The sequence below is a fragment of the Allostreptomyces psammosilenae genome, assembly GCF_013407765.1.
Taxonomy (GTDB): Bacteria; Actinomycetota; Actinomycetes; order Streptomycetales; family Streptomycetaceae; genus Allostreptomyces; species Allostreptomyces psammosilenae.
The window spans coordinates 1,137,636-1,159,995 of sequence record NZ_JACBZD010000002.1; the positions used below are offsets into that span (position 1 = coordinate 1,137,636).

General features: G+C 73.5%; 19 protein-coding genes. 13 read left to right on the plus strand and 6 right to left on the minus strand.

Annotated elements, in window-relative coordinates:
- Positions 1 to 121: 121 nt before the first annotated feature.
- The 5 genes from tsf to rlmN all read left to right on the plus strand — a co-directional run bounded on the left by tsf (position 122) and on the right by rlmN (position 5,262).
- Positions 122 to 955, plus strand: coding sequence for a translation elongation factor Ts (tsf, locus tag FHU37_RS27010; RefSeq protein WP_179817239.1), 834 nt, complete (start codon positions 122 to 124; stop codon positions 953 to 955).
- Positions 956 to 1,135: 180 nt separating this feature from the next.
- Positions 1,136 to 1,873, plus strand: coding sequence for a UMP kinase (gene pyrH / locus FHU37_RS27015; RefSeq protein WP_179817240.1), 738 nt, complete (start codon positions 1,136 to 1,138; stop codon positions 1,871 to 1,873).
- A gap of 44 nt (positions 1,874 to 1,917) precedes the next feature.
- The gene (gene frr / locus FHU37_RS27020; protein WP_179817241.1) at positions 1,918 to 2,475 is read left to right on the plus strand and encodes a ribosome recycling factor; all 558 of its coding nucleotides are present in this window, start codon (positions 1,918 to 1,920) and stop codon (positions 2,473 to 2,475) included.
- 323 nt (positions 2,476 to 2,798) lie between these two features.
- Entirely contained in the window at positions 2,799 to 4,040 is a 1,242-nt protein-coding gene (locus FHU37_RS27025; RefSeq protein WP_179817429.1) for a phosphatidate cytidylyltransferase, read from the plus strand.
- A gap of 118 nt (positions 4,041 to 4,158) precedes the next feature.
- Positions 4,159 to 5,262 (plus strand): dual-specificity RNA methyltransferase RlmN, encoded by a 1,104-nt coding sequence (rlmN, locus tag FHU37_RS27030; protein WP_179817242.1) that lies wholly within the window; start codon positions 4,159 to 4,161, stop codon positions 5,260 to 5,262.
- A 58-nt stretch (positions 5,263 to 5,320) separates the two neighbouring features.
- On the opposite strand, the gene FHU37_RS27035 is transcribed toward rlmN, so the two are convergent.
- From FHU37_RS27035 to FHU37_RS27045, 3 genes are all read right to left on the minus strand, one after another.
- Positions 5,321 to 6,685, minus strand: a complete 1,365-nt coding sequence (locus tag FHU37_RS27035; RefSeq protein WP_179817243.1) for a hypothetical protein — start codon at positions 6,683 to 6,685, stop codon at positions 5,321 to 5,323.
- On the minus strand, positions 6,685 to 7,554 hold the full coding sequence (locus FHU37_RS27040; RefSeq protein WP_312892881.1) for an ABC transporter ATP-binding protein: 870 nt from the start codon (positions 7,552 to 7,554) through the stop codon (positions 6,685 to 6,687). Before FHU37_RS27040 ends, FHU37_RS27035 begins: the two co-directional genes overlap by 1 nt.
- Positions 7,555 to 7,973: 419 nt before the next feature.
- Complete coding sequence (locus FHU37_RS27045) at positions 7,974 to 8,666, minus strand: phosphatase PAP2 family protein (RefSeq protein WP_179817244.1); 693 nt, start codon at positions 8,664 to 8,666, stop codon at positions 7,974 to 7,976.
- Between the two features lie 768 nt (positions 8,667 to 9,434).
- Between FHU37_RS27045 and FHU37_RS27050 the strand changes: the two genes are divergently transcribed.
- From FHU37_RS27050 to FHU37_RS27075, 6 genes are all read left to right on the plus strand, one after another.
- Positions 9,435 to 11,927 (plus strand): P-loop NTPase family protein, encoded by a 2,493-nt coding sequence (locus tag FHU37_RS27050; RefSeq protein WP_179817245.1) that lies wholly within the window; start codon positions 9,435 to 9,437, stop codon positions 11,925 to 11,927.
- A gap of 264 nt (positions 11,928 to 12,191) precedes the next feature.
- Positions 12,192 to 13,460 (plus strand): 1-deoxy-D-xylulose-5-phosphate reductoisomerase, encoded by a 1,269-nt coding sequence (dxr, locus tag FHU37_RS27055; protein ID WP_179817246.1) that lies wholly within the window; start codon positions 12,192 to 12,194, stop codon positions 13,458 to 13,460.
- A 36-nt stretch (positions 13,461 to 13,496) separates the two neighbouring features.
- Positions 13,497 to 14,798 carry a M50 family metallopeptidase gene (locus tag FHU37_RS27060; protein WP_179817247.1) on the plus strand — a complete coding sequence of 434 codons (1,302 nt, stop codon included), beginning with the start codon at positions 13,497 to 13,499 and terminating at the stop codon, positions 14,796 to 14,798.
- Between the two features lie 222 nt (positions 14,799 to 15,020).
- Positions 15,021 to 16,178: a flavodoxin-dependent (E)-4-hydroxy-3-methylbut-2-enyl-diphosphate synthase gene (gene ispG, locus FHU37_RS27065; protein WP_179817248.1), complete on the plus strand. Its 1,158-nt coding sequence runs from the start codon at positions 15,021 to 15,023 to the stop codon at positions 16,176 to 16,178.
- Positions 16,179 to 16,275: 97 nt separating this feature from the next.
- Complete coding sequence (locus FHU37_RS27070) at positions 16,276 to 17,130, plus strand: GNAT family N-acetyltransferase (RefSeq protein WP_179817431.1); 855 nt, start codon at positions 16,276 to 16,278, stop codon at positions 17,128 to 17,130.
- Between the two features lie 87 nt (positions 17,131 to 17,217).
- Positions 17,218 to 17,799: a GNAT family N-acetyltransferase gene (locus FHU37_RS27075; protein WP_179817249.1), complete on the plus strand. Its 582-nt coding sequence runs from the start codon at positions 17,218 to 17,220 to the stop codon at positions 17,797 to 17,799.
- Between the two features lie 83 nt (positions 17,800 to 17,882).
- On the opposite strand, the gene FHU37_RS27080 is transcribed toward FHU37_RS27075, so the two are convergent.
- The 3 genes from FHU37_RS27080 to FHU37_RS27090 all read right to left on the minus strand — a co-directional run bounded on the left by FHU37_RS27080 (position 17,883) and on the right by FHU37_RS27090 (position 20,004).
- Positions 17,883 to 18,833 carry an aminoglycoside phosphotransferase family protein gene (locus FHU37_RS27080; protein WP_179817250.1) on the minus strand — a complete coding sequence of 317 codons (951 nt, stop codon included), beginning with the start codon at positions 18,831 to 18,833 and terminating at the stop codon, positions 17,883 to 17,885.
- A 115-nt stretch (positions 18,834 to 18,948) separates the two neighbouring features.
- A complete protein-coding gene (locus FHU37_RS27085; RefSeq protein ID WP_179817251.1) occupies positions 18,949 to 19,476 on the minus strand; it encodes a ferritin-like domain-containing protein in 528 nt (175 codons plus the stop codon).
- A gap of 9 nt (positions 19,477 to 19,485) precedes the next feature.
- Entirely contained in the window at positions 19,486 to 20,004 is a 519-nt protein-coding gene (locus tag FHU37_RS27090) for a hypothetical protein (protein ID WP_179817252.1), read from the minus strand.
- A gap of 478 nt (positions 20,005 to 20,482) precedes the next feature.
- Here FHU37_RS27090 and rimP point away from each other — a divergent pair, with 478 nt between their 5' ends.
- On the plus strand, positions 20,483 to 21,193 hold the full coding sequence (gene rimP / locus FHU37_RS27095) for a ribosome maturation factor RimP (RefSeq protein ID WP_218904800.1): 711 nt from the start codon (positions 20,483 to 20,485) through the stop codon (positions 21,191 to 21,193).
- A gap of 93 nt (positions 21,194 to 21,286) precedes the next feature.
- A complete protein-coding gene (gene nusA / locus FHU37_RS27100; RefSeq protein ID WP_179817253.1) occupies positions 21,287 to 22,342 on the plus strand; it encodes a transcription termination factor NusA in 1,056 nt (351 codons plus the stop codon).
- Positions 22,343 to 22,360: the final 18 nt, after the last annotated feature.

The following is a 22,360-nucleotide window of genomic DNA, read 5'->3' on the forward strand; positions in this document are numbered from 1 at the left end:
GGAGCCGACCCGCCGATCGGTCGTGCGACCACGCCGTACGGCGGCGCACGAACCGAGCTCGGCCGGCCCCGGCACGGCAGCCCCAGCCATCCCCACCACACGCGAGAAGAGAAACCAGAACATGGCGAACTTCACCGCCGCGGACGTGAAGAAGCTCCGCGAGACGACCGCCGCCGGCATGCTGGACTGCAAGAAGGCGCTCGAAGAGGCCGAGGGCGACTTCGACAAGGCCGTGGAGATCCTTCGGGTCAAGGGCCTGAAGGGTGTCACCAAGCGCGAGGGCCGCTCCACCAGCAACGGTGCCGTGGTCGCCCGCATCGAGGCCGGCGCCGGTGGCGTGCTGCTCGAGCTGAACTGCGAGACCGACTTCGTCGCCAAGGGCGAGCGCTTCCTCGCCGTGGCCAACACCATCGCCGAGCACGTCTCCAAGAGCGACCTGGCGGACATCGAGTCCCTGCTCGCCTCCGAGATCGAGCCCGGCAAGTCCGTCCAGGCGTTCGTCGACGAGGCCAACGCCACGCTCGGCGAGAAGGTCGTGCTCAGCCGCTTCGCGCGCTTCAACGACGGCTTCGTCGCCTCCTACCTGCACCGCACCAGCCCGGACCTGCCGCCCCAGGTCGGCGTGCTGGTCGAGCTGGACAGCGAGAACGGTGACGTCGCCCGCGACGTCGCGCAGCACATCGCCGCCTTCTCCCCGAAGTTCCTCTCCCGCGAGGACGTCCCGGCCGAGACGGTGGAGAACGAGCGCCGCGTCGCCGAGGCCACCGCTCGCGAGGAGGGCAAGCCGGAAGCCGCCCTGGCGAAGATCGTCGAGGGCCGCCTCAACGGCTTCTTCAAGGAGAACGTGCTGCTGGACCAGGCGTTCGCCAAGGACAACAAGAAGTCCGTCAAGGCCATCCTCGACGAGGCCGGCGTCACCCTGAAGCGCTTCGCGCGCTTCCGCGTCGGCGTCTGATCCCGGTTCGCCCCGGGCGCCCTCCCGCCCCGCCGGCAGCACGCCGGCGCGAGCGAGGAGGGCGTCGGCGAACAGCACGAAGTTCCGAGGAGGAGGCCGCCACCGTGCAGCGAACCGTACCGGGCGCACCGGTGTTCACTGCGGTGGCGGCCTCCTCCGCGTATGTTCAAGGAGGAGTCCATGGTGGACACCGCGGAGGGCGCCGGCCGTCGCGTCCTGCTGAAACTGTCCGGTGAGGCCTTCGCGGGGGGCGGCGGAGTCGGTGTCGACCCGGACGTCGTCCAGGCCATCGCGCGGCAGATCGCCGAGGTGGTGCGCGGCGGCACGCAGATGGCGGTGGTGATCGGCGGGGGTAACTTCTTCCGCGGTGCCGAACTCCAGGTCCGGGGCATGGACCGTGCCCGTTCCGACTACATGGGCATGCTCGGCACGGTGATGAACTGCCTGGCGCTCCAGGACTTCCTGGAGAAGCAGGGCATCGACACCCGGGTGCAGACGGCCATCACCATGGGGCAGGTCGCCGAGCCCTACATTCCGCTGCGTGCCCAGCGCCACCTGGAGAAGGGCCGCGTGGTGATCTTCGGAGCCGGTATGGGCATGCCGTACTTCTCCACCGACACCACGGCCGCCCAGCGCGCCCTGGAGATCCACGCCGAGGTCCTCCTGCTGGCCAAGAGCGGGGTCGACGGCGTCTACGACTCCGACCCGAAGACCAACCCCGACGCGGTGCGGTTCGACTCCCTGGACTACTCCGAGGTCCTCAAGCGAAACCTCAAGGTCGCCGACGCGACCGCCATCAGTCTCTGCATGGACAACGACCTGCCCATCGTCGTCTTCGAGCTGCTCACCGAAGGCAACATCGCCCGGGCCGTCCGGGGTGAGAAGATCGGCACTGTGGTGGGCCGCGGCCGCGGCTGACCCGCCGGGTCCGTATTGCAATCAAACGGGACAGGAGCGCAACCGTGATCGAAGAGACCCTCCTCGAAGCTGAGGAGAAGATGGAGAAGGCCGTCCTGGTGGCCAAGGAGGACCTGGCCGCCATCCGCACCGGACGGGCACACCCGGCGATGTTCAACAAGATCACCGCCGAGTACTACGGCGCCCCCACGCCGATCAATCAGCTCGCGTCCTTCTCGGTTCCCGAGCCGCGCATGGCCGTGGTGACGCCGTTCGACAAGAGCTCCCTCGCCGCCATCGAGAAGTCCATCCGTGACTCGGACCTCGGCGTCAACCCGACGAACGACGGCTCCATCATCCGCGTGGTCTTCCCGCAGCTCACCGAGGAACGTCGCCGCGAGTTCATCAAGGTGGCGCGGACCAAGGGCGAGGACGCCAAGATCTCCATCCGCAGCGTGCGCCGCAAGGCGAAGGAGATCCTGGACAAGCTGGTCCGCGATGGTGAGGCCGGCGAGGACGAGGTGCGTCGCGCGGAGAAGGAACTCGAGGACCTCACCAGCCGCTTCGTGGTGCAGGTCGACGAACTGCTCAAGCACAAGGAATCCGAGCTGCTAGAGGTCTGATGAACGACTCCCCCTGGACCGGCGGTGGGGGGGCCGGCGCGCCCTACCCGGCGCAGCCCGTCCCTGAACAGCCGGGCCCCTGGCACCGGGGGCACCCGGAGCCCGTGGCGGCCGACTGGTCGGCGGACGCGGAAGCCACGCAGATGCTCCCGCCTGTCGCGGACCCGCACGGTGCGGGGGGCGCGGGCGGGCCACTCGGTGGTCAGCACACCGCCCCCTACGCCGGGCACCAGGGCGGCGCCCACCCGGGCGTGGCGCCCGGTACGGGCATGCTGGACGGCGCGGCGGTGTACTCCGCGCCGTCCGAGGCGCAGACTCAGTACATGGCGCCGATCCAGGACGGCTCCGCTTCCCACGCGCCGTGGGAGGAGGAGCCGCGCGCGGCCCGTCTCCGTGGTCCGCTCTTCCGGGACGAGCCGGCGGACGGAGCCCTCAAGCGGGCTCCCCGGAACGCAGGTGGCGCGGAACCCGACTCCGCCCGGACGGTCATGATGCCGCTTATCGGCGGCGCTCCCGAGGAGTCGGAGTCGGAACGCTCCGTCGTGGGCCTCGACAGCCTGCTGAACGGAGGGCAGCCGCAGGGGCCACGGCCGCGCCGACGCTCGGTCGCCGGAGCCCAGGAGCCGGGGGCGGACGCGGCCCCGCGTCGTGGGGCGGCCCGTCACACCTCGCCCCAGGCGGCGGTGGCAGGTTCCGGCGCCGGCGGCTCTGAGGACGGCGCGGGGCAGCCGCGGCGCAGGGAGCGCGGTGGCCGCAACCTGCCGGCCGCCATCGGCGTGGGCCTCGGGCTCGGCGCGGTGCTGCTCCTCGCGCTCTTCATCGTCAAGGTGCTGTTCCTCGGCGTCGTGGTCGCCGCGGCCGGCGTGGGGTTGTGGGAGCTGTCGAGCCGGCTCTCGGAGAAGAAGCGCATTCGGCCGCCGCTGATCCCCATGGTCCTCGGCGGAACGGGGATGCAGATCGCCGCCTACTTCGGCGGCATCGACGCGCTCTTCGTGGCGTTCGCGGTGACGGTCCTCGCCATACTGGCCTGGCGGATGCTGGAGCGCCCGGAGGGCTACCTTCCGGACGTCACGGCCGGGGTGTTCTGCGTCTTCTACGTGCCCTTCCTGGCGGGGTTCGTGCCGCTCATGCTGACGGCGGACGACGGCGCCTGGCGCGTCACCCTGTTCCTGATGCTCGCGGTCTGCAGCGACACCGCCGGGTACGCCGTCGGGTACCGGTTCGGGCGGCGCAGCCGGAAGCTGGCTCCCTCGATCAGCCCCGGCAAGACCAGGGTGGGGTTCGGCGGCAGCGTGGGCGGTTCGGCCCTGGTCGGTGCCATCGCCATGCCGCTGATGATCGACGGTGGTGTCTGGTGGCAGGGCGCGCTGCTCGGGGTGGTCGCCGCCGTCACCGCGACGGTCGGGGACCTGACCGAGTCGATGATCAAGCGGGACCTCGGCGTGAAGGACATGGGAGACCTGCTGCCGGGACACGGGGGCCTGATGGACCGGCTCGACTCCTTGCTCCCTACCGCGGCGGTCACCTGGCTGCTCCTGTCCGCCTTCGTCGGTTCCGGTCTGTGAGCCGGCCGGCCACACACCCGCATCGCCGCCCTGTGCGTCTCCTTCGGTTCCCCCCGCCGCCTGGCGTTGGCGGCGGGCGGGCCGGAGTGCACTCCGGGCGTGCGAGAATGGGCGAGCTATGCCTGCTCCCGGAGAACTCACCTTCGCCGCGCCACGCGGCGCCAAGCCGCCTCGGCACCTGGCAGACCTGACCCCCGCCGAGCGTCGCGAGGCTGTCGCCGAGCTGGGGGAGAAGCCTTTCCGTGCCGGTCAGGTGGCCCGTCACTACTTCACTCGGCTGACCGACGACCCGTCGGGCTGGACGGACATCCCGGCCTCCCGCAGGGCGGCGCTCGCGGAGAAACTGCTTCCCGAGCTGATGACCGTTGTCCGCCACGTCTCATGCGATGGGGACACCACGCGCAAGACGCTGTGGCGCCTCTTCGACGGCACGCTCGTCGAGTCGGTCCTGATGCGTTACCCGGACCGCGTCACCATGTGCGTGTCGTCGCAGGCCGGCTGCGGTATGAATTGCCCCTTCTGCGCCACCGGCCAGGCAGGGCTGACCCGCAACCTCTCCACGGCGGAGATCGTGCACCAGATCGTGGCCGGGGCGCGTGCGCTGCGCGATGGTGAGATCCCCGGCGGCCCCGCCCGGCTCACCAACGTCGTCTTCATGGGCATGGGCGAGCCGCTGGCGAACTACAACAGGGTGCTCCGGGCGATCCGGGCTCTGACCGACCCGGCGCCGGACGGCCTCGGCATGTCGCAGCGCGGCATCACGGTTTCCACCGTCGGGCTGGTCCCGGCGATGTACCGGCTGGCCGACGAGGGCCTCAGTGTCCGGCTCGCGCTCTCGCTGCATGCCCCGGACGACGAGCTCCGCGACACGCTCGTCCCGGTGAACACCCGCTGGAAGGTCGCGGAGGTGCTCGACGCCGCGTGGAACTACGCGGAGGTCTCCGGCCGCCGAGTGTCCATCGAGTACGCCCTCATCCGCGACATCAACGACCAGGCGTGGCGGGCGGACCTGCTCGGCCGGCTGCTGAAGAACCGCAGGGCGCACGTGAACCTCATCCCGCTGAACCCCACCCCGGGCTCCAAGTGGACAGCGTCCCGCCCGGAGGACGAGCGGGAGTTCGTCCGCCGACTGGAGGCCTACGGGGTCCCCGTCACGGTCCGGGACACGCGTGGGCAGGAGATCGACGGCGCCTGCGGCCAGCTGGCGGCAGCTGAGCGGTGACCTTGTCGGCCCGGCACGGCGCCGTCGACCCTCGTGGCCGGCGGCGCCGTTTCCGTCCTCAGTCGGACTGGCGGGCGGCGGCCTGGCGCAACGCCCGCGGGAGCAGCACACGGATGGGGAGGGAGGCCAGAACGGCGCCCAGCGTCGCCAGGAGGGTGACGGCGGCGGCCGCCACGGAGACCACCGCGGTGACGTCGAACGATGCCGGCACACCGGTTCGTCCCCCGACCGCCGCCTGAAGGCCGGCTGTGGCCAGTTCGGCCGACATCGCGCCGATCGCCACCGCGAGAGCGATGATCAGCACCTGGTGCAGCGCGGTACCGAGCCGCCACCCGGCGGTCCGGACACCGGCGAGGCGCAGGTAGTCGGACGTGTCCCGCCGCTCCCTCCACACGGCCGACACGGACACGACGAACCAGAGCAGCAGCCAGACGCCGGCCGCGATCGCCACCGCGGGGAGTACGCCGGGCGGCAGGCCGATCGTGACATACGCCGAGGCCGCCGTCGTGGAACGTTCGGTCGTCTCGGCCGGCGTCAGCCGAATCGTCGCCCACAGGGTGTACAGCGATGCCACCAGGGCGCCGAGCGGCAGACCGAGGCGTCGCGCCGAGGAAGCCATGGCGCGTCCGGCGACGAGACCCACCGCGCCGCCCGCGGTGGTGACCAGCGCGGCGCATACACGCAGCAGGCAGGGCATGCCGAGCAGCACTCCCAGCACGGTCAGAGCCCAGCCCAGTAGGGGCGTCGTCGCCACACCCGGCAGTTCGCCCACGCGTACGTCAGGTCCTGCGGGCAGCGGCGACGGACTCAGCCACACCAATCCCGGTCCCAGTAGCAGGGGCAACCCCCATGGGGCCGTTGTCAGGGGCCGGGCACGGCGGGCGGAGGCGGCAGCCGCCGTTTCGGCTGCCGTGCTGGTGCCGCCTGCTGTCGCCCACCAATCCGAGTGCGATCGGCCCACGGCCAGGCAGGCGACGGCCCAGCACAGAAGAGTCAGACCCAGGACGGTCGCCGCGGCGCCCGCAGGCGGAATCGCCCCGGCTTCGGCGGGCGGATCGGAGCCCAGCAGGGCCCACACCGCGCCGACGAGTGCGCCGGCCCCGGTGGGCAGCGCTCCGGAGCCGGCGCACAGCAGCCGCAGTCCGAGGCCGCCCACACCGGCGGCGCGCAGCGCCGTCGTACGGTCACCGGAGTGGGTCGTGGCGATCCACGCCGTGACCCCGGCGGCTACCGCCGCCGTCACGGCCAGCAGTGCCGCCAGCACCGCGCGTCCGCGGACCTCGGGGCCCTGGGGGACGGTGGCGACGGCGATGGTGTGCAGGGCGAGCGCCGTTGTGGCGGCCCCGGTGAGACCGAGCAGCGTCATGAGGGCGAGAGAGGCGGGGCGGGCGCTGAGCGACAGCCGGACCAGGAGCCAGAGCATCAGGCGCCGCCTCTGCCGTCAACGGCGGGCTCGGCGGCCTCAGCTGCCGGGGGGGCGGCCGCGTCGCTCACCTGATCGACCGGTTCGGACAGGGGACGGGTTGCCGTTGAGGTCGGCGGAGTCGGGGCGGTGGGGGAGGCGCCCGCCGGCGCCTGCTCGTTGGCGTCATGGCCGCCCAGGCCCTGCGTGATGCGGCCGTCGGCCATCCGCACCACCCGATCGGCCGCGTCGGCGGCGGATTCCCGGGTGAGCGCGAGGAGGAGCGTGATGCCGTGGGAACGGGCCGCCGTCGTCACGACCCGCAGGAGATGGTCGCCCTCGTCGCGGGGGAGTGGGGCGGCCGGATCGTCCGCGAGGACGATCCGCGGACGGCCGGCGAGCGCGCGGGCGGCCGCCACGCGCTGCCGGGAGGTGATGTCCAGGGAAGCCGGTCGCGCCTTCGCCAGGTCTCCCACGTCGAGGCGTTCCAGCCATTCGATGGCATCCGCGTGGGCCTGGCGCCGGCTCGCCCCGGCGGCCATCAGCGGAACGGCCACGTTCTCCACCGCGTCCAGCTCCGGAACGAGGAGCGGCATCGTCGTGATGAAGCCGAAGTGGTCTCGTCGTATCCGGTCACGATTCCGGCGGCGAAGTCCGTGCAGGGGAACGCCATCCAGCCACACCTCGCCGTCGTCCAGCGGGAGCGCGCAGCCCAGACAGGCGAGCAGCGTGGTCTTGCCGGACCCGCGGGGACCGGTGACGGCGACGATCTCGCCCTCGCGCACGTGCACCGACGCGCGGCGCAGCGCGGGCGTGGGGCCGTAGTTCTTGACCACGGCGTGCGCCCTGAGGAGAGCACCTGGCTCGGCCGGGCTGGCTTGGGGGAGCACTGGGGGAGCACCTCACTCGGCGTGGGTGGCAGGGAAGGGATGGCGGGGGCGGTGGGCGGCCTGCGGCGTCGGGCAGCGAGAGCTACCAGGGGTGATGATACGAACTCCGACGGTTGTGCCACTCGTCGGGCACCCCTGCCTGCCGGTTCTCGGGGACCCGTATGGACGCGCCCGAACGGGTCGCGCCAACACGGGTGGGCCCTCGCACCGGTGCGTCGTCGTGTCTTGTGCTGGACGGGCGAGGAGGAAGAACGCGGGGAAGAGGCCGGCTATCCGGGGAGAGCCGGTCCCTGGCGCTTGGTCCTCCGTCATTGCGGACGCGGTGGCGACGCGAGGTAGTTCCCCGCCCCGGGTATTCCGGCAACCTCCGACGCTGTCCTGCGGCCAGACGGGTGGCGGCCGTCGGCCAGGACAGCCGGTCAGTCGTCCGGGGAGGGCGCGCGTCGAAGCAGGACGGCGGCGATGACGCACAACACCGCTCCGGTCAGGAGCCATGCGCCGAGCACGTCCAGTGCCCAGTGGTAGCCGCACCACACCAGGGCGGCGCCCACTGCCACATTGACGCTTCCCGCCGCCGACACCAGGACGACGACCACGCAACGTCGCGTGAGCAGGCGGCAGGCCACAGGGACGACGACGGCCCCGCCCCAGCACAGCAGGGCGGTGGCGGCGTGGCCGGAGGGGAAGAAACCGCTGTCGGCTTCCGCGAACGGGAACTCCGGCGGCGGACGCCGCCCGAGGGCCGCCTTCAGGACCGCCACCGAGCTCACCACGACGACACTGGCGATGGCCACCGTGACGACGGGGAGCAACGCCGACGCCATGCCGCTCGGCGTGTCGGTTACCCGTGGGAGCGCGTTGCCCTTGCGGTCGCTGCGCCGTTGGGTCGCGTGGGCGGTCAGCAGTACCGCGAGCGCGAGTACCGGGCCGGCGACGAGTGGACTGCCGAGGTCCGCCAGGAACTCCGCCAGGGGAGTGAGGCCGGGGTTGTCGTCGGCGAGCCGGAGGGCGGATTCGGTGACGGACGAGTCGAAGGCGCGTCCGTGATTGGGCAGGGGCCCCTCTCCGAGTACCAGCCAGGCGCATGCGGCAAGCAGGACGAGCAGCGCCACGGCGAGGGCCCCATGGAGGGGACGCAGGACCGAGGTCCGCCGGGGGCGTGGGGTGAGTGGATGGCGATCGGTGGATTGGCGCCGTCCGGAGACCGGGGGGGTGGTCTCCGGACGGCTTCCAGTACGGCCCAGGCGCCGGGGGGCGTGGCGCTCCTGAGGGCCGTCAGGCCCGTCCTCACCCGGTGGCAGGCCGGGGGCGGGCCGGAGCCGCGGCCGCGTCCCGGCGGGGTCAGCACCAGGGAGCCGCGGAGTCCCAGATGGTTCGGGCTGCTCGGCGTAACGTTTCCGCCCGCCGGGCCGCCTCAGGGACTGCCTGTCCATCACTCGCCTCCGAACGTACGTCACGCCGAGTACGCTGTCTGCCCCTGCTACGGCACGCCCACCAACTCTGCACTGGATCTCCACGAATCCGTCCACGACCCACCGGCGGTCAGCTGGGGGGCGACGATGCCGGGCACGCGCGGTCCAAGACTCTGCCCTGCTGCCTCCAGGGCCTCACCGCGCGGGCGCCCTCACGGAGGGCGGGCCGGGCGGGCCCGAACGGCCCCCGCTGGGCCGCACGCCGGTCCCGCCCATGCTGCACGCACCGCCCCATCGCGCCGCCCGCGGGCCGGTAGGGCCGAGGGGCATTTCTTATCACCGGAAAACCGAACGGCCTGCCACGGCAGCGTCACGCGCGGCCGTACCATCAGGCCGACGGCAGGGTACGGGACGGCGTCTCAAGGCCCCGTGCGGCAGGGCGGGCGGGCGCGACGACGGGGAGCGGACATGGCAGGCGAGGACGGCTCGGCACGGCAGCGCACCTTCCGTCCACCGAGCGATGCGCCACCGTACCCGGAAGGACGCCCCGTCGGCTCCCCGGTGGCGCCCTTCCCCGGCCAGTCCTCCGACGGCGCGGTGACCCCCAACCGGGTGGCTGCCTCCCCGGCTGCGGACGCTCTCGTCCGCTGGTGGACCGCTCCCAGGCCGGAGGTTCCGCCCGGTGTGCACCCGCTCGGCCACCGCCCCAGGCGTCGCCCCACGCACTCGCCCGCGGAACGCCGGGGCATCCTGTGGCGATTCCTGTTCAGCCTGCTCGGGCTCTGGGCCGCCTGGCTGTATCTGATCCGATGGGAGATCGAACTGCTGGTACGGGTGCTGCCGGACTCCTGGCTGGTCTCCGGCAGCACCACCGTGGACCTGGTCCGGAACGGGAACGCCGTCGCCTTCCTGCTCCTTCTGATGCTGATCGCCGCCCCCGTCGGGCGGTGGGCGGACGTGGCACGCCTGTGGGTCGTCCCGGCGCTGCGCCGCCTGGTCTCCGCGCCGCCCGGCGGCCCCACGGCGGGACGGGGGAGCGATGGCGGGGCCATCCCCCGGGAGGCGGTCGGCACGGGACACGACGGCGATCCCGGAGCCCTGCTGTGGCCCCGGCTGAGCGGGGGCGGATACGGCGAGGAGGGGCGACTCGCCGCCCACCGACTCGCGCAGGACCTTCTCGCGGGGAACCTCACCGAGGTGGACCTCGCCCGGCTGGAGCGCGCCTTCCCCAGCGCGGCGCCGAAGGGCGAGGAGCGCCACGCCCTGCACCTTCCCCCGGCGGATGGTGCGGCGGCACTGGCCGGGGTCGCCCGATGGGGGGCCGCGGCCCTTCCCCCGGCGGACCGACCGCGGGAACTCACCCACCGGGTGACCGTACCGGAGGACCACGACCTGCGGACCGGCCGGATCCGCCTGGGCAGCGTCGTCGACAACCGCCGCAATCCCTTCGAGCAACGAGGCGCCGGGTTCGCCCTCGATCCGGGCGCGCTGTCCACCGGCCTGCTGGTGCTCGGACCACTGGAGGGACCACGCCGCTCCATGCCGACGGGGCGCGCCGTCGTGGTCCGGTTGGTGGAGGCGCTCTGCCGCCAGGCGCTCGCCGGGGACGGCCGTGTGGTGGTGGTCGGCGGCCCGGGGGGCCTGGTTCCTGAGCCCGCCGCCGCACCCTGGCCGGGCGTCGGGAGCCTGCCCGGCGGGCGGGGTGAGGTGGACCTCGGGTGGTTCGATGTCGTCATCGATCCGGCCGACCGCTCCTGCGCGTGGGCGATCGACCCCTACGGCCCTGTCGCGGAGCCGGGAGCCTCCGCGGAACGCCTCGCCGAGGCCCTGCTGGGGAACCGGGTCCCCAGCGAGCGCCTGCAGAACGCCGGCCTGGTGCTGCGGCAACTGCTGGACGCCTGCCAGCTCGCCTGGAACCGGTTCCCGTCGCTGCACGAACTGCGCTTGCTGCTCACACCGGGCCCCGCGGTCCCGTCCGGTCCCGGCCACAGGGAGCCGCCGGCCGCCGGCACCCTCCGCTCCGGTGCCGGCGTCCCGGGAACGGACGGAGACCTCCTGGAGCGCCTCGAGGGGGACCTTCGTGCCGCGCAGGCCGATCCGGCCGAGATCCGGGCCATCCTGACCGACCTGGCGATGCGCCGGCGCGCCGCGGCGTTCGCCGACGACGTGGGGGCACTGCTCGCCGACCGCCTCGCCCTGCTCGACCGGCCCGGGCTGGCCGGTTTCCTCACCCACGGCCCGGGCCACGAGGCCGAGCACCAGGCCGACACCGCGGGCGGCGCGCCCAGGCGACCGTGGACGCCGGGCGCGCCGGACGGGCCCGCCCGTGTGCTGGTTCGCCTGCCCGAGCACACCCACGCCCAGGCCAGCGAGATCCTGCGTCGGCTGATCGCGTCGCAGTTCGCCGCTGCCGTCACGGTGCCGCGAGGCGGGCCGGCCGGGGGTTCCACCGCCGCCCCCGGTGACTTCAACCATCTGGTCCTCGACGACGCCGCGTCGGCCGTCGGCCCGCTGCTGCTGCGGCAGATGCCTCGCCTCCGCCACGCGGGGGCGGGCACCGTGTTCCTCGTCCGCCACATGGCTGACCTGCCGGAGGCCCTGGCCGACACCCTGCTGGCCTCCACCGGCTGCCGGATGGCCCTCCCAGGCATCACCCCCGGGGACGCGGAGCGACTGGCGGCGCTGTGGGGCACCGGCCCCGTGGAGGAGCGGTCGATCACCTCCACGGCCGACACCTCCGGCGGCGTCGTCCGGCGCTCCCTGCGTGGTTTGTGGAGCCTGCTCACCGGCGCGCCCGCCACTCGGCGCAGCGTGACCGTGCGCACGGTGCGGCGCGAGCTGTTCTCCGCCGCCGAACTGGCGCATGAGCTGGTGCCCGGTTACCTGGTCTGTTCGGTTTCCGACGCAGATGGTCGCCGGGTGCGGCCGATGGCGGTGCGTGTCTCCGGCGGCGACGACTGACGCCGGGCTCGCCGGGCGCCGGGGCCCGAGGGTGCGAGCGGCGTGGGACGGGCGGGGCGGGGATGGCGTGAGGGGCGGTGCGGCGCCCTTCCCGGCGTTCTCGAGAAGAGGGCTCCCGGGCCTGGGGGCGGGGAGCGCCGCCGCCAGCCCTGAGAGGGGGCATCGGGGGGAGGCCGGCGCGTGACCGTCGCGGGGGTGGCGTCGCTTCGGCCTTTCCTCGTGGTGCGGTGCGGGCGCCCCGTACGCAGGCGCAAGAATGGAGCAATGGACAGCCTCGCCGACCCGCATCTGCGTTTCGATCCGCACGGCCCAGCCGGTCCCCCGGGAACCGATCCCCGCGAGCTGGTGATCCTCGGCTCCACCGGTTCCATCGGCACCCAGGCCCTCGACGTGGTCCGTCGTAATCCGCACCGCTTCCGCGTGGTGGCCCTCAGCGCCGGGGGCGGCCGCGTCGAACTGCTCGCCCGGCAGGCCCTCGAGTTCCGCGTGGAGCAGGTGGCGGTCAGCGATCCGGCCGCCGAAGGGCCGCTGCGGGAGGCGCTGCGGGCCGTGGCGCAGGCCGAGGGCGGCTCCCACTCGGTTCCCGAGGTGCTCGCGGGCCCGGGCGCCGCGGCGGAGCTGGCGGCTCGCCCCTGCCACTCCGTCCTCAACGGCATCACCGGCTCCATCGGGCTGGAACCGACCCTCGCCGCCCTGCGCGCCGGCCGCGTCCTGGTCCTGGCGAACAAGGAATCCCTGATCGTCGGCGGGCCGCTGGTCCGCGAGGTGGCCCGGCCCGGCCAGATCGTCCCCGTCGACTCGGAGCACTCCGCGCTCTTCCAGTGCCTCCTCGGCGGCGCCCGCCGGGAGGTGCGCCGGCTGGTCGTCACCGCCAGCGGTGGGCCCTTCCGCGGCCGCGGGCGCGCCGAACTGGCCGAGGTGACGCCCGAGCAGGCGCTCGCCCACCCCACCTGGGACATGGGCCCCGTCGTCACGGTGAACTCGGCCACCCTGGTCAACAAGGGCCTGGAGGTCATCGAGGCGCACCTGCTCTTCGACATCCCGTTCGACCGCATCGAGGTCGTCGTCCACCCGCAGTCCGTCATCCACTCGATGGTGGAGTTCACCGACGGCTCCACCCTGGCCCAGGCCAGCCCGCCGGACATGCGGCTGCCCATCTCCCTCGGCCTCGGGTGGCCGGACCGGGTTCCCGACGCGGCCCCGGCCTGTGACTGGACCAAGGCCGCCACCTGGGAGTTCCTGCCGCTGGACACGGAGGCCTTTCCGTCCGTGGCGCTGGCCCGGAAGGTGGGCGCGCTCGGCGGGACCCACCCCGCCGTCTTCAACGCCGCCAACGAGGAGTGCGTCGCGGCCTTCCTCGCGGGGCGGCTACGCTTCACCGGCATCGTGGACACCGTCGCCGAGGTCGTCGAGCAGCACGGCGCCGGCCACGGCACGTCCGGCGGCCGGCTCACGGTCGCGGACGTCCTGGAGGCGGAGACCTGGGCGCGCGACCGCGCGCGCAAGCTCATCGAGGCCGCCGGTGCTCGCTGACCCCGCCCCCCGTGCCCTGACAGGAGGCTCCAGGCGATGACCGCCCTCATGACCATCCTCGGCATCCTGGTGTTCGTGGTCGGCCTGCTGTTCTCGATCGCCTGGCACGAGCTCGGCCACTTCAGCACCGCGAAGCTGTTCAAGGTCCGCGTCCCGCAGTTCATGGTGGGCTTCGGGCCCACCCTCTTCTCCCGACGGGTCGGCGAGACCGAGTACGGCATCAAGGCCATCCCGCTCGGCGGGTACATCCGCATGATCGGCATGTTCCCGCCGGGGGACGACGGCCGCGTCGAGGCCCGCAGCACCTCCCCGTGGCGCGGCATGATCGAGGACGCCCGCAGCGCCGCCTACGAGGAGCTGGAGCCGGGGGACGAGAAGCGCCTGTTCTACACGCGCAAGCCGTGGCAGCGCGTCATCGTGATGTTCGCCGGCCCCTTCATGAACCTCATCCTGGCCGTGGTGCTCTTCGCCGGCCTGATGATGGGGTTCGGCTGGAACATGACGACGACCACAGTGGCGTCCGTCGCCGACTGTGTCGTCCCGGCCACGGCTACCACCGACACCTGCCCCGACGGCGCCCCCGACACCCCGGCGGAGGCGGCCGGGCTGAGGGCCGGCGACCGGATCGTCTCCTTCCAGGGCACGCGGGTGGAGACCTGGCAGCAACTCCAGGGCCTCATCCGCACCACCACCGGGCCGGCCACGCTGGAGGTCGAGCGGGGTGGCGAGACCGTCACCCTGCACGCCGACCTGATCGAGAACCAGGTGACCCGGCTCGACGGCGACGGCGAGTACGTCCCGGGCGAGACGGAGACGGCGGGCTTCCTCGGCTTCACCCCGGCGAACGGCATCGTGCGGCAGACGCCCGCGCAGACCGTGGAGCGGATGGGCGACCTGATGGTCGACGGCGTGGAGTCGTTGATAGCCCTGCCGTCGCGGATCCCCGACCTGTGGAACGCGGCCTTCCTCGGCGCCGAGCGTGAGCCGGACTCGCCGGTGGGTGTCGTGGGCGCCGCCAGGGTCGGCGGGGAGGTCTTCACCCTCGACGTGCCGGCCTCGCAGCGGATCGCCACCATGGTGATGCTGGTGGCCGGTTTCAACCTGTCCCTGTTCCTGTTCAACATGCTGCCGCTGCTGCCGCTGGACGGCGGGCACATCGCCGGGGCCCTGTGGGAGTCGGTGCGCCGGCACACAGCCCGCCTCCTGCGCCGTCCCGACCCGGGCCCGTTCGACGTGGCGAAGATGATGCCGGTGGCCTACGTGGTGTCCGGCATCTTCATCTGCTTCACGCTGCTGGTGCTGATCGCCGACGTGGTCAACCCGGTGCGCCTGATCTAGGCGGCGGCGGGGCGTCCCGTGAGCCTTCCGCGGGCCCTCCAGGGGGCCGCGGGGCGCCCGCCGGGGGTCCGGTCCGCGTGACGGCACCGGATCCCGCGGAAGCGACGGGCCGTTGGCTCCGGGTTCCCCGGGTGCCGTACCGTTGCCTTCCAGGTGCCCCACGCGCCGAGCGCCGCCGGCACCCTCCACACAGCACCTCACTTGGGGAAGTCGGACACACACATGACCGCCATCTCGCTCGGAATGCCCTCCGTGCCGACCAAGCCGCTCGCCGAACGCCGCAAGTCGCGGCAGATCATGGTCGGGAACGTGCCGGTGGGCGGAGACGCTCCGGTGTCGGTGCAGTCCATGACCACCACCGTGACGGCGGACATCAACGCCACGCTGCAGCAGATCGCCGAGCTGACCGCCTCGGGCTGCCAGATCGTGCGCGTCGCCGTGCCCAGTGCCGACGACGCCGAGGCGCTGCCGATCATCGCGAAGAAGTCCCAGATCCCGGTCATCGCCGACATCCACTTCCAGCCCAAGTACGTCTTCGCGGCGATCGACGCCGGTTGCGCGGCGGTCCGCGTCAACCCCGGCAACATCAAGCAGTTCGACGACAAGGTGAAGGAGATCGCCAAGGCGGCCTCCGACGCCGGCACCCCCATCCGGATCGGCGTGAACGCCGGCTCCCTGGACCGCCGCCTGCTCGCCAAGTACGGCAGGGCGACCCCGGAGGCGCTCGTGGAGTCGGCGCTGTGGGAGTGCTCGCTCTTCGAGGAGCACGGCTTCCGGGACATCAAGATCTCGGTCAAGCACAACGACCCCGTGGTCATGATCCAGGCCTACCGCCAGCTCGCCGCGGCCTGCGACTACCCGCTGCACCTGGGCGTCACCGAGGCCGGTCCGGCGTTCCAGGGCACGATCAAGTCGGCGGTCGCCTTCGGGGCACTGCTGGCCGAGGGCATCGGTGACACCATCCGGGTCTCCCTGTCGGCGCCGCCGGCCGAGGAGGTCAAGGTGGGGACGCAGATCCTGGAGTCGCTGGGGCTGCGCGAGCGCGGCCTGGAGATCGTCTCCTGCCCCTCTTGCGGGCGCGCCCAGGTGGACGTCTACAAGCTCGCGGAGGAGGTCACCGCCGGTCTGGAGGGCATGGAGGTGCCCCTGCGGGTCGCGGTGATGGGCTGTGTCGTCAACGGCCCGGGCGAGGCCCGTGAGGCCGACCTCGGCGTGGCCTCCGGCAACGGCAAGGGCCAGATCTTCGTCAAGGGCGAGGTCATCAAGACCGTCCCCGAGTCGAAGATCGTCGAGACCCTGATCGAGGAGGCGATGAAGATCGCCGAGGAGATGCAGGAGAGCGGCACGGCGTCCGGCGAGCCGGTCGTCTCGGTGGGCTGACACCCGCCGGGCGCCGGGCGGGGATGTTCCCCGCCCGGGGTGTGGGCGCGATGAGGACGTGACGGAGCAGGCGACGGAGACGGTGACGGTGACGGTTCTGGGACCGGCGAACGCGAGCACGGCGAGGGTCCTGGAGCCCGGCGACCTCGACGCCGCCCTCCGGGTCCTCGCCCGGGACCCGGTCACCAACGCCTTCGTGGCCTCCCGGGTGCGCGCCGCCGGGCTCGACCCGTGGCGGCTCGGCGGCGAGATGTGGGGCTGGTTCGAGCGGGGCGAGCTGGTCTCGATGTGCTACTCCGGGGCCAACCTGATGCTGATCGGAGCCGGCGAGGAGGCGGTCCGCTCGTTCGCCGAGCGGGCCCGCCGGCAGGGGCGGCGCTGCTCGTCCATCGTCGGCCCCGCCGGCCCCACCGCCATGCTGTGGGCGCTGCTGGAGCCGCACTGGGGTCCGGCTCGGGAGATACGTTCCTGCCAGCCGGTGATGGCGACCAGCGAGCCGTCCGAACGGGTGGCGCCGGACCCGTTCGTCCGCCGGGTGCGCCGCGAGGAGATCGACGTGGTGCTCCCCGCCTGCGTGCGGATGTTCACCGAGGAGGTGGGCGTCTCCCCGCTGGCGGGCGACGGCGGGCTGCTGTACCGGGCACGCGTCGCCGAGCTGATCACCACAGGGCGGGCCTTCGCCCGGATCGAGGACGGCGACCAGGTCCTCTTCAAGGCCGAGATCGGTGCCGTGACGGACCGCGTCTGCCAGATACAGGGCGTGTGGGTGCCGCCCGAACACCGCGGCAAGGGGCTGGCCCGGGCGGGGATGGCCGCGGTCCTGGAGTACGCGCTGCGCGAGGTGGCGCCGGTGGCGAGCCTGTACGTCAACGACTTCAACCTCCCCGCCCGCGCCGCCTACCGCGCGGTCGGGTTCGAGGAGGTCGGCACCTTCATGTCGGTGCTGTTCTGAGCCGCCCCGTCCCTTCCGCCGCTTCCCGCCGGCCGAGGTGGCGCGGCGGCGCCCGCCGCGCCGCGGACCGCGCTACCGTTCGATCCCATGGGCGATGACGTGACCATCGGACCGTTCGACCTCGCGTGGCGGGCCGACGAGGCGATCGCGGTGCAGACCGTCGCCTTCGGGCTCGACGCCGAGGAGGCCGCCGTACGGCGCTCCATCGTCGAGCGGCACGCCTTCGCGGCGGGCGTCCGGGCCCTGGCCGCGGAGACGACGGGAGACGACGGCGTCCGCCGCATGGTGGGCTTCGCCTACGGCATGCCCAACGATCCCGGCCAGTGGTGGTCCACCATCATCAGGCCGCACCTGGAGCGGGAGGGCAACGGCCACTGGTTGGACGACGCCTTCGCCGTCACGGAGCTGCACGTCCTGCCGGACTTCCAGCACCGCGGCATCGGCCGGACGCTCCTGCTCAGCCTGCTCGACGGTGTGGCGCAGCGGCGCGGCATCCTGTCCGCCGTGGACGAGGAGACGCCCGCCCGCCGGCTCTACCGCGGCCTCGGCTGGCGGGACCTCGCCCGGCGGGTGCCGTTCCCGGGGACCACGCGGGTGTACGCCGTCATGGGGGTGGAGCTGCCGCTGCGTCCGCCGCGGCCCCCGGCCCGCGGCGTCGGCGGAGGCTGACCCAGGCGGACCCGTCCACCGGGAGTCCGCCAGCGGCGGGGGCGGGGGCGGGGGCGCGGTGCGGCGACGGCGGGGCCGGGGGGTCACAGCCAGGTGGCCAGCTCCAGCAGCATCTCGCCGTCCTCGGTCTCCCCGAGGGCGAAGTCGCGCGCGCCGGCCGCGACCGACCGGAACAGCGCCCACCCCAGCAGGCGCTGTTCGTCCACCTCCAGGGCGGACGCCAGCTCCCGGATCCGCCGGCGGGTCGCGGAGCGCGGTCCCGGGGTCGCCACCAGGGTCTCCAGGCGCTCCCGCACCAGCCAGGCAAGGTCGTAGGCGCGTTCGCCCACCAGCGGACGCGGATCGATGGCCAGCCACGGCAGGCGTTCCCCGGCGAGCACGTTGCCGTGGTGCAGGTCGCCGTGGAGCAGCACCTGCTCCGGCTGGTCGCCCGCCAGCTCGGCCCCGACCAGCAGCGCCGCGTCGATCAGCCCGCGCGCGTCCTCCAGTTCGGGCAGCCGGTGGTAGCGGTACAGCTCCCGGGTCAGTTCGATCCGGCGGTCCTCCACGGTCCGGAAGGGGTGTTCCTCGCCGGGCGCCACCCACAGCCGGCGGGCGACCTCCTCGGCCTCCAGCATGGCCCGCTTCTCGGGCAGCGAACGCAGCGAGATGTGCGGCTGCAGGCGCTCCATCAGCAGCGCGCCGGTGGCGTCGTCCGACTCCAGGAGCCGCACCGCCCCCCGCCCTCCCCAGATCCGCAGGGCGGCCGCCTCGTGCCGCGTCTCCTCGTTGAGCCATCCGAACTTCAGCACGGCGGGCGTGCCGTCGGCCCGGGTGACCAGGAGGGACATGCTCAGCCGGCCACCCGGGTCCATGACCCGGTCGACGATGAGCTCCCAGCGGGCGCAGTACTCGGTGACCAGCGCGGGCAGCGCCTCGATCCAGCGCGCACCGGCCTCGCCCTCCCACCGGCGGATCTTGCGGGACAGGCGCTCCGGCGGCACCACGGGGGAGTCGGCGGGGCGGGACGGGGGCTGCTGCTCGGGACTGCTCATGGCTCGCGTTCTCCGCCGGTGCGGGGTCTGGTGTGCGGGTGCGGATGGTGGGGGGGGCGGGTGTGCGCGTCGTCGGGAGCACGGGACCGGCACGGGGGCGTGGCGCCGCCCGCGGTCAGGCCCCGCCGGGCCGTGTGGCGGAGGCGGAGGGGGCGGAGGAGCCGGACGGTCCGGCACCCGGTTCCCGCTCCGGCAGGCCGGGGAAGGCCACCGTGCCGCCCCGCCAGCGCACGGCGCGCACCGTCGCCTCGCGCAGCGCCTCGGCGGCGGCGAGTCGGAGGTCGGCGACGGTGGTGAAGACGACGTCCGCCTCCGCGGCCGCGACTCCCTCCTCCAGGTGGGTGGCCAGCCGGCGTGCCGAGTCGGCGTCGGCGACCTCGAAGGGGAGCTGGTAGGCGGGGGCGGCGGCCTCTGGCTGCCCGCCGAGCTGCCGGATGGAGTGGGACAGCGCCTCGCGCCGTTCCTGGTGGGCGGCGAGCGCCACACGGGCCTCCTCCTCGTCGGCGCCGCTCAGCAGGGCACCGGCCACGCCGTAGCCGTAGACGGCGGCGTGCTCGCCGGCGAGCGCCGCCTGGAGCGCGGGCAGGGCGTTGTCCGGCTGACGGGTCGGGGCGGGGGACGGGGTGGCGCTGCGACCGATCATGGTTTCGACCTAGGGGGTAAGGAGGTGGGCGTGTCCGGTTTCGCAGGCCGCGACCGAGGCGATCAGCCGGCTCGGCAGGGCCGACGCGGCGAGCAGGTCGGCCATCCGGGCGTCGGCGGTGCGTCGGCACAGGTCCGCCAGGGCGCGGAGAGCCTCGTCGGGCGTGTCGGGGACGGAGGGGCCGGCCGCCGGTGAGGCGGCGCCGCCCGGGGTGTCGCCTCCTGCCGTCGCCGTCGCCGTCGCCGTCGCCGATGTCGAGGTGGACGGCTGCGCCGGCGGCGAGGCCGCCGAGGGCAGGCCGGCGCCCTCGCCGAAGGCGGTCAGGTGCGCGGCCAGGTCGTCGCCGAGCGGCCGCAGCGAGGCGGCCAGTTCCGGATGGGCGGCCACGGTCGCGTCCCGGTGCGCGATCAGCGCGGCGGTGGCCTCGGCGGATCGGCGCAGGACGAGCTCGTCGGGGTGCGGCTCCGGCGCGCCGTCGTCCTCGCTGGAGGTGCAGCCGGTCGCGACCGCGCCCAGTGCCGCCAGCAAGCCGAGCACGGTGCGCCGGCGCGGGCCGACCGACGGATGGGTCCCCGCGCTCGGTGTCGAACGGCGGGTGGGAGTCGGCCTGCCTCCGAGCATCCCGTGTCGCATCGTCACTCCTGTCTGGAATTCGCCCCCGGCGCGCCCCCATGTGCTCCCGTGCGCCCTCGGACGCCTCCACGCGACGCGGCGTGCGCCGTCCTTCGGGAGGGGCCCTCGGAGAGGGGCGAGCACCGCCGCACCGTCGCGCCGTCGCACTGCCCCGCCGGCACCGGGGCGGCTCTCTGGGACGGTACCGCCCGCTCCGCCCGCATTCACAATCGGTGCCCCCGAACGGCCGCGAGGGGTCCGTGGCCGTTCGGGGAAGCACCGCGCGGACGCTCGGGGTGCGACGTCGCCCTGCCGGACCCGATACGATTTGGGACACCCCGACCAAACCGGGTTGGACGCCGAAAACAGCACACGCAGCCGAGGAGCCTTCTCGATGAGCACCGCCCAGACCGACCGGCTGCGAGCACTGCTGGAGCCGATCACCGAGCAGCGGGGGGTCGACCTCGAGGACGTGACGGTCACCTCGGTCGGCCGGCGGCGTCTGCTGGGCGTGGTCGTGGACGCGGACGGCGGCGTCGACCTGGACCTGGTCGCGGAGCTGAGCCGGGAGTTCTCCGACGCCCTGGACGCGGCGGACGCGATGGGCGGGGCGCCCTATGTCCTGGAGGTCGGCTCCCCGGGGGTGGAGCGCCCGCTGACCGAGCCGAAGCACTGGCGCCGTGCCACCGGCCGCCTGGTCAAGGTGCGGCTGACGGAGGGCGGCGAGCTGACCGCCCGTGTGCTGGTCGCCGACGAGGACGGGGCCGAGCTGCTGGTGCCGGCGGCCAAGGGACGCGGTGAGCCGACCAGGCGCCGCATCACCTGGCCGGAAGTCGCCCGGGCGCAGGTGCAGGTGGAACTCGACCGCAAGGCAGCCGACCGGGAGATGGCGGCGTACGCCCCCGGGGCCGGCGGCGAGGCGCCGGACGCGGAGCCGGCGGACCTCGACGGCCTCGATGATGTCGACGACCTCGACGGTCTCGAGGAGGACGCCTCCACCGACGACGACGATTTCGACGACGTCGACGACTCCGACGGCACCGCGGACGGGGGCGCCGACCCGGCCGTCGGCGACCGGTCGCCCTCCGCCCGTGGTGACGGGTGACCCCGGCGCCCGGCCCACGAGCACGACCGAGTCCGACCGACCGATTCACCGCCGCGTGACCACACAACCCAACACCATGGAGGAGGCGTAGCCGTGGACATCGACATGAGTGCCCTGCGCGGGCTCGTGCGGGAGAAGGAGATCTCGTTCGACCTGCTGGTCGAGGCGATCGAGGCCGCCCTCCTCATCGCGTACCACCGCACCGAGGGAAGCAGCCCGAAGGCCCGAGTGGAGCTGGACCGCAAGACCGGCCACGTGACGGTCTGGGCCCAGGAGGAGGTGCTGGAGGAGGAGCCGGAGGCCGCCGGCACGTCCGCCGAGGCGGGGGCGGAGGGCCAGGCGGCCCCGTCCGCGCGCCCCGTCCGCCGCGTCCGGGAGTTCGACGACACTCCGTCCGGCTTCGGCCGGATCGCCGCCACCACCGCCAAGCAGGTCATCCTGCAGCGGCTGCGCGACGCCGAGGAGGAGGTCACCTTCGGCGAGTACGCCGGCCGCGAGGGCGACATCGTGACGGGCGTGGTCCAGCAGGACAAGGACCCCCGCAACGTGCTGGTGGACATCGGCAAGCTTGAGGCGGTGCTGCCGCCGCAGGAGCAGGTGCCCGGGGAGAGCTACACCCACGGCACCCGGCTGCGCTGCTACGTCGTCCAGGTCCGGCGCGGTCCGCGGGGCACCTCGGTGACGCTCTCCCGCACCCACCCCAACCTGGTCCGCAAGCTCTTCGCGATGGAGGTGCCGGAGATCGCGGACGGTTCCGTGGAGATCGCCGCGATCGCCCGTGAGGCCGGTCACCGCACCAAGATCGCGGTCTACTCGCACCGCGAGGGCCTGAACGCCAAGGGCGCCTGCATCGGCCCGATGGGCGGCCGGGTGCGCGCGGTGATGGCGGAACTGCAGGGCGAGAAGATCGACATCGTGGACTGGTCGGACGACCCGGCGACGATGGTCGGCAACGCCCTGTCGCCCGCCCGGGTGACCAAGGTGGAGGTCGTCGACCGGGAGGCCCGCTCCGCCCGGGTGACGGTGCCCGACTACCAGCTCTCCCTGGCCATCGGCAAGGAGGGGCAGAACGCCCGGCTGGCGGCCCGGCTCACCGGCTGGCGCATCGACATCCGCCCGGACACCCAGACGTCCGGCGGCGAGGGCTGAGCCCGGCGGCCGGACGGC

Coding starts and splice junctions, on each gene's coding strand:
- tsf (WP_179817239.1), top strand. CDS start 122: ATGGCGAACTTCACCGCCGCGGACGTGAAGAAGCTCCGCGAGACGACC.
- pyrH (WP_179817240.1), top strand. CDS start 1,136: ATGGTGGACACCGCGGAGGGCGCCGGCCGTCGCGTCCTGCTGAAACTG.
- FHU37_RS27025 (WP_179817429.1), top strand. CDS start 2,799: ATGGCGCCGATCCAGGACGGCTCCGCTTCCCACGCGCCGTGGGAGGAG.
- rlmN (WP_179817242.1), top strand. CDS start 4,159: ATGCCTGCTCCCGGAGAACTCACCTTCGCCGCGCCACGCGGCGCCAAG.
- FHU37_RS27035 (WP_179817243.1), bottom strand. CDS start 6,685: ATGCTCTGGCTCCTGGTCCGGCTGTCGCTCAGCGCCCGCCCCGCCTCT.
- FHU37_RS27050 (WP_179817245.1), top strand. CDS start 9,435: ATGGCAGGCGAGGACGGCTCGGCACGGCAGCGCACCTTCCGTCCACCG.
- dxr (WP_179817246.1), top strand. CDS start 12,192: ATGGACAGCCTCGCCGACCCGCATCTGCGTTTCGATCCGCACGGCCCA.
- FHU37_RS27060 (WP_179817247.1), top strand. CDS start 13,497: ATGACCGCCCTCATGACCATCCTCGGCATCCTGGTGTTCGTGGTCGGC.
- ispG (WP_179817248.1), top strand. CDS start 15,021: ATGACCGCCATCTCGCTCGGAATGCCCTCCGTGCCGACCAAGCCGCTC.
- FHU37_RS27075 (WP_179817249.1), top strand. CDS start 17,218: ATGGGCGATGACGTGACCATCGGACCGTTCGACCTCGCGTGGCGGGCC.
- FHU37_RS27080 (WP_179817250.1), bottom strand. CDS start 18,833: ATGAGCAGTCCCGAGCAGCAGCCCCCGTCCCGCCCCGCCGACTCCCCC.
- FHU37_RS27085 (WP_179817251.1), bottom strand. CDS start 19,476: ATGATCGGTCGCAGCGCCACCCCGTCCCCCGCCCCGACCCGTCAGCCG.
- rimP (WP_218904800.1), top strand. CDS start 20,483: ATGAGCACCGCCCAGACCGACCGGCTGCGAGCACTGCTGGAGCCGATC.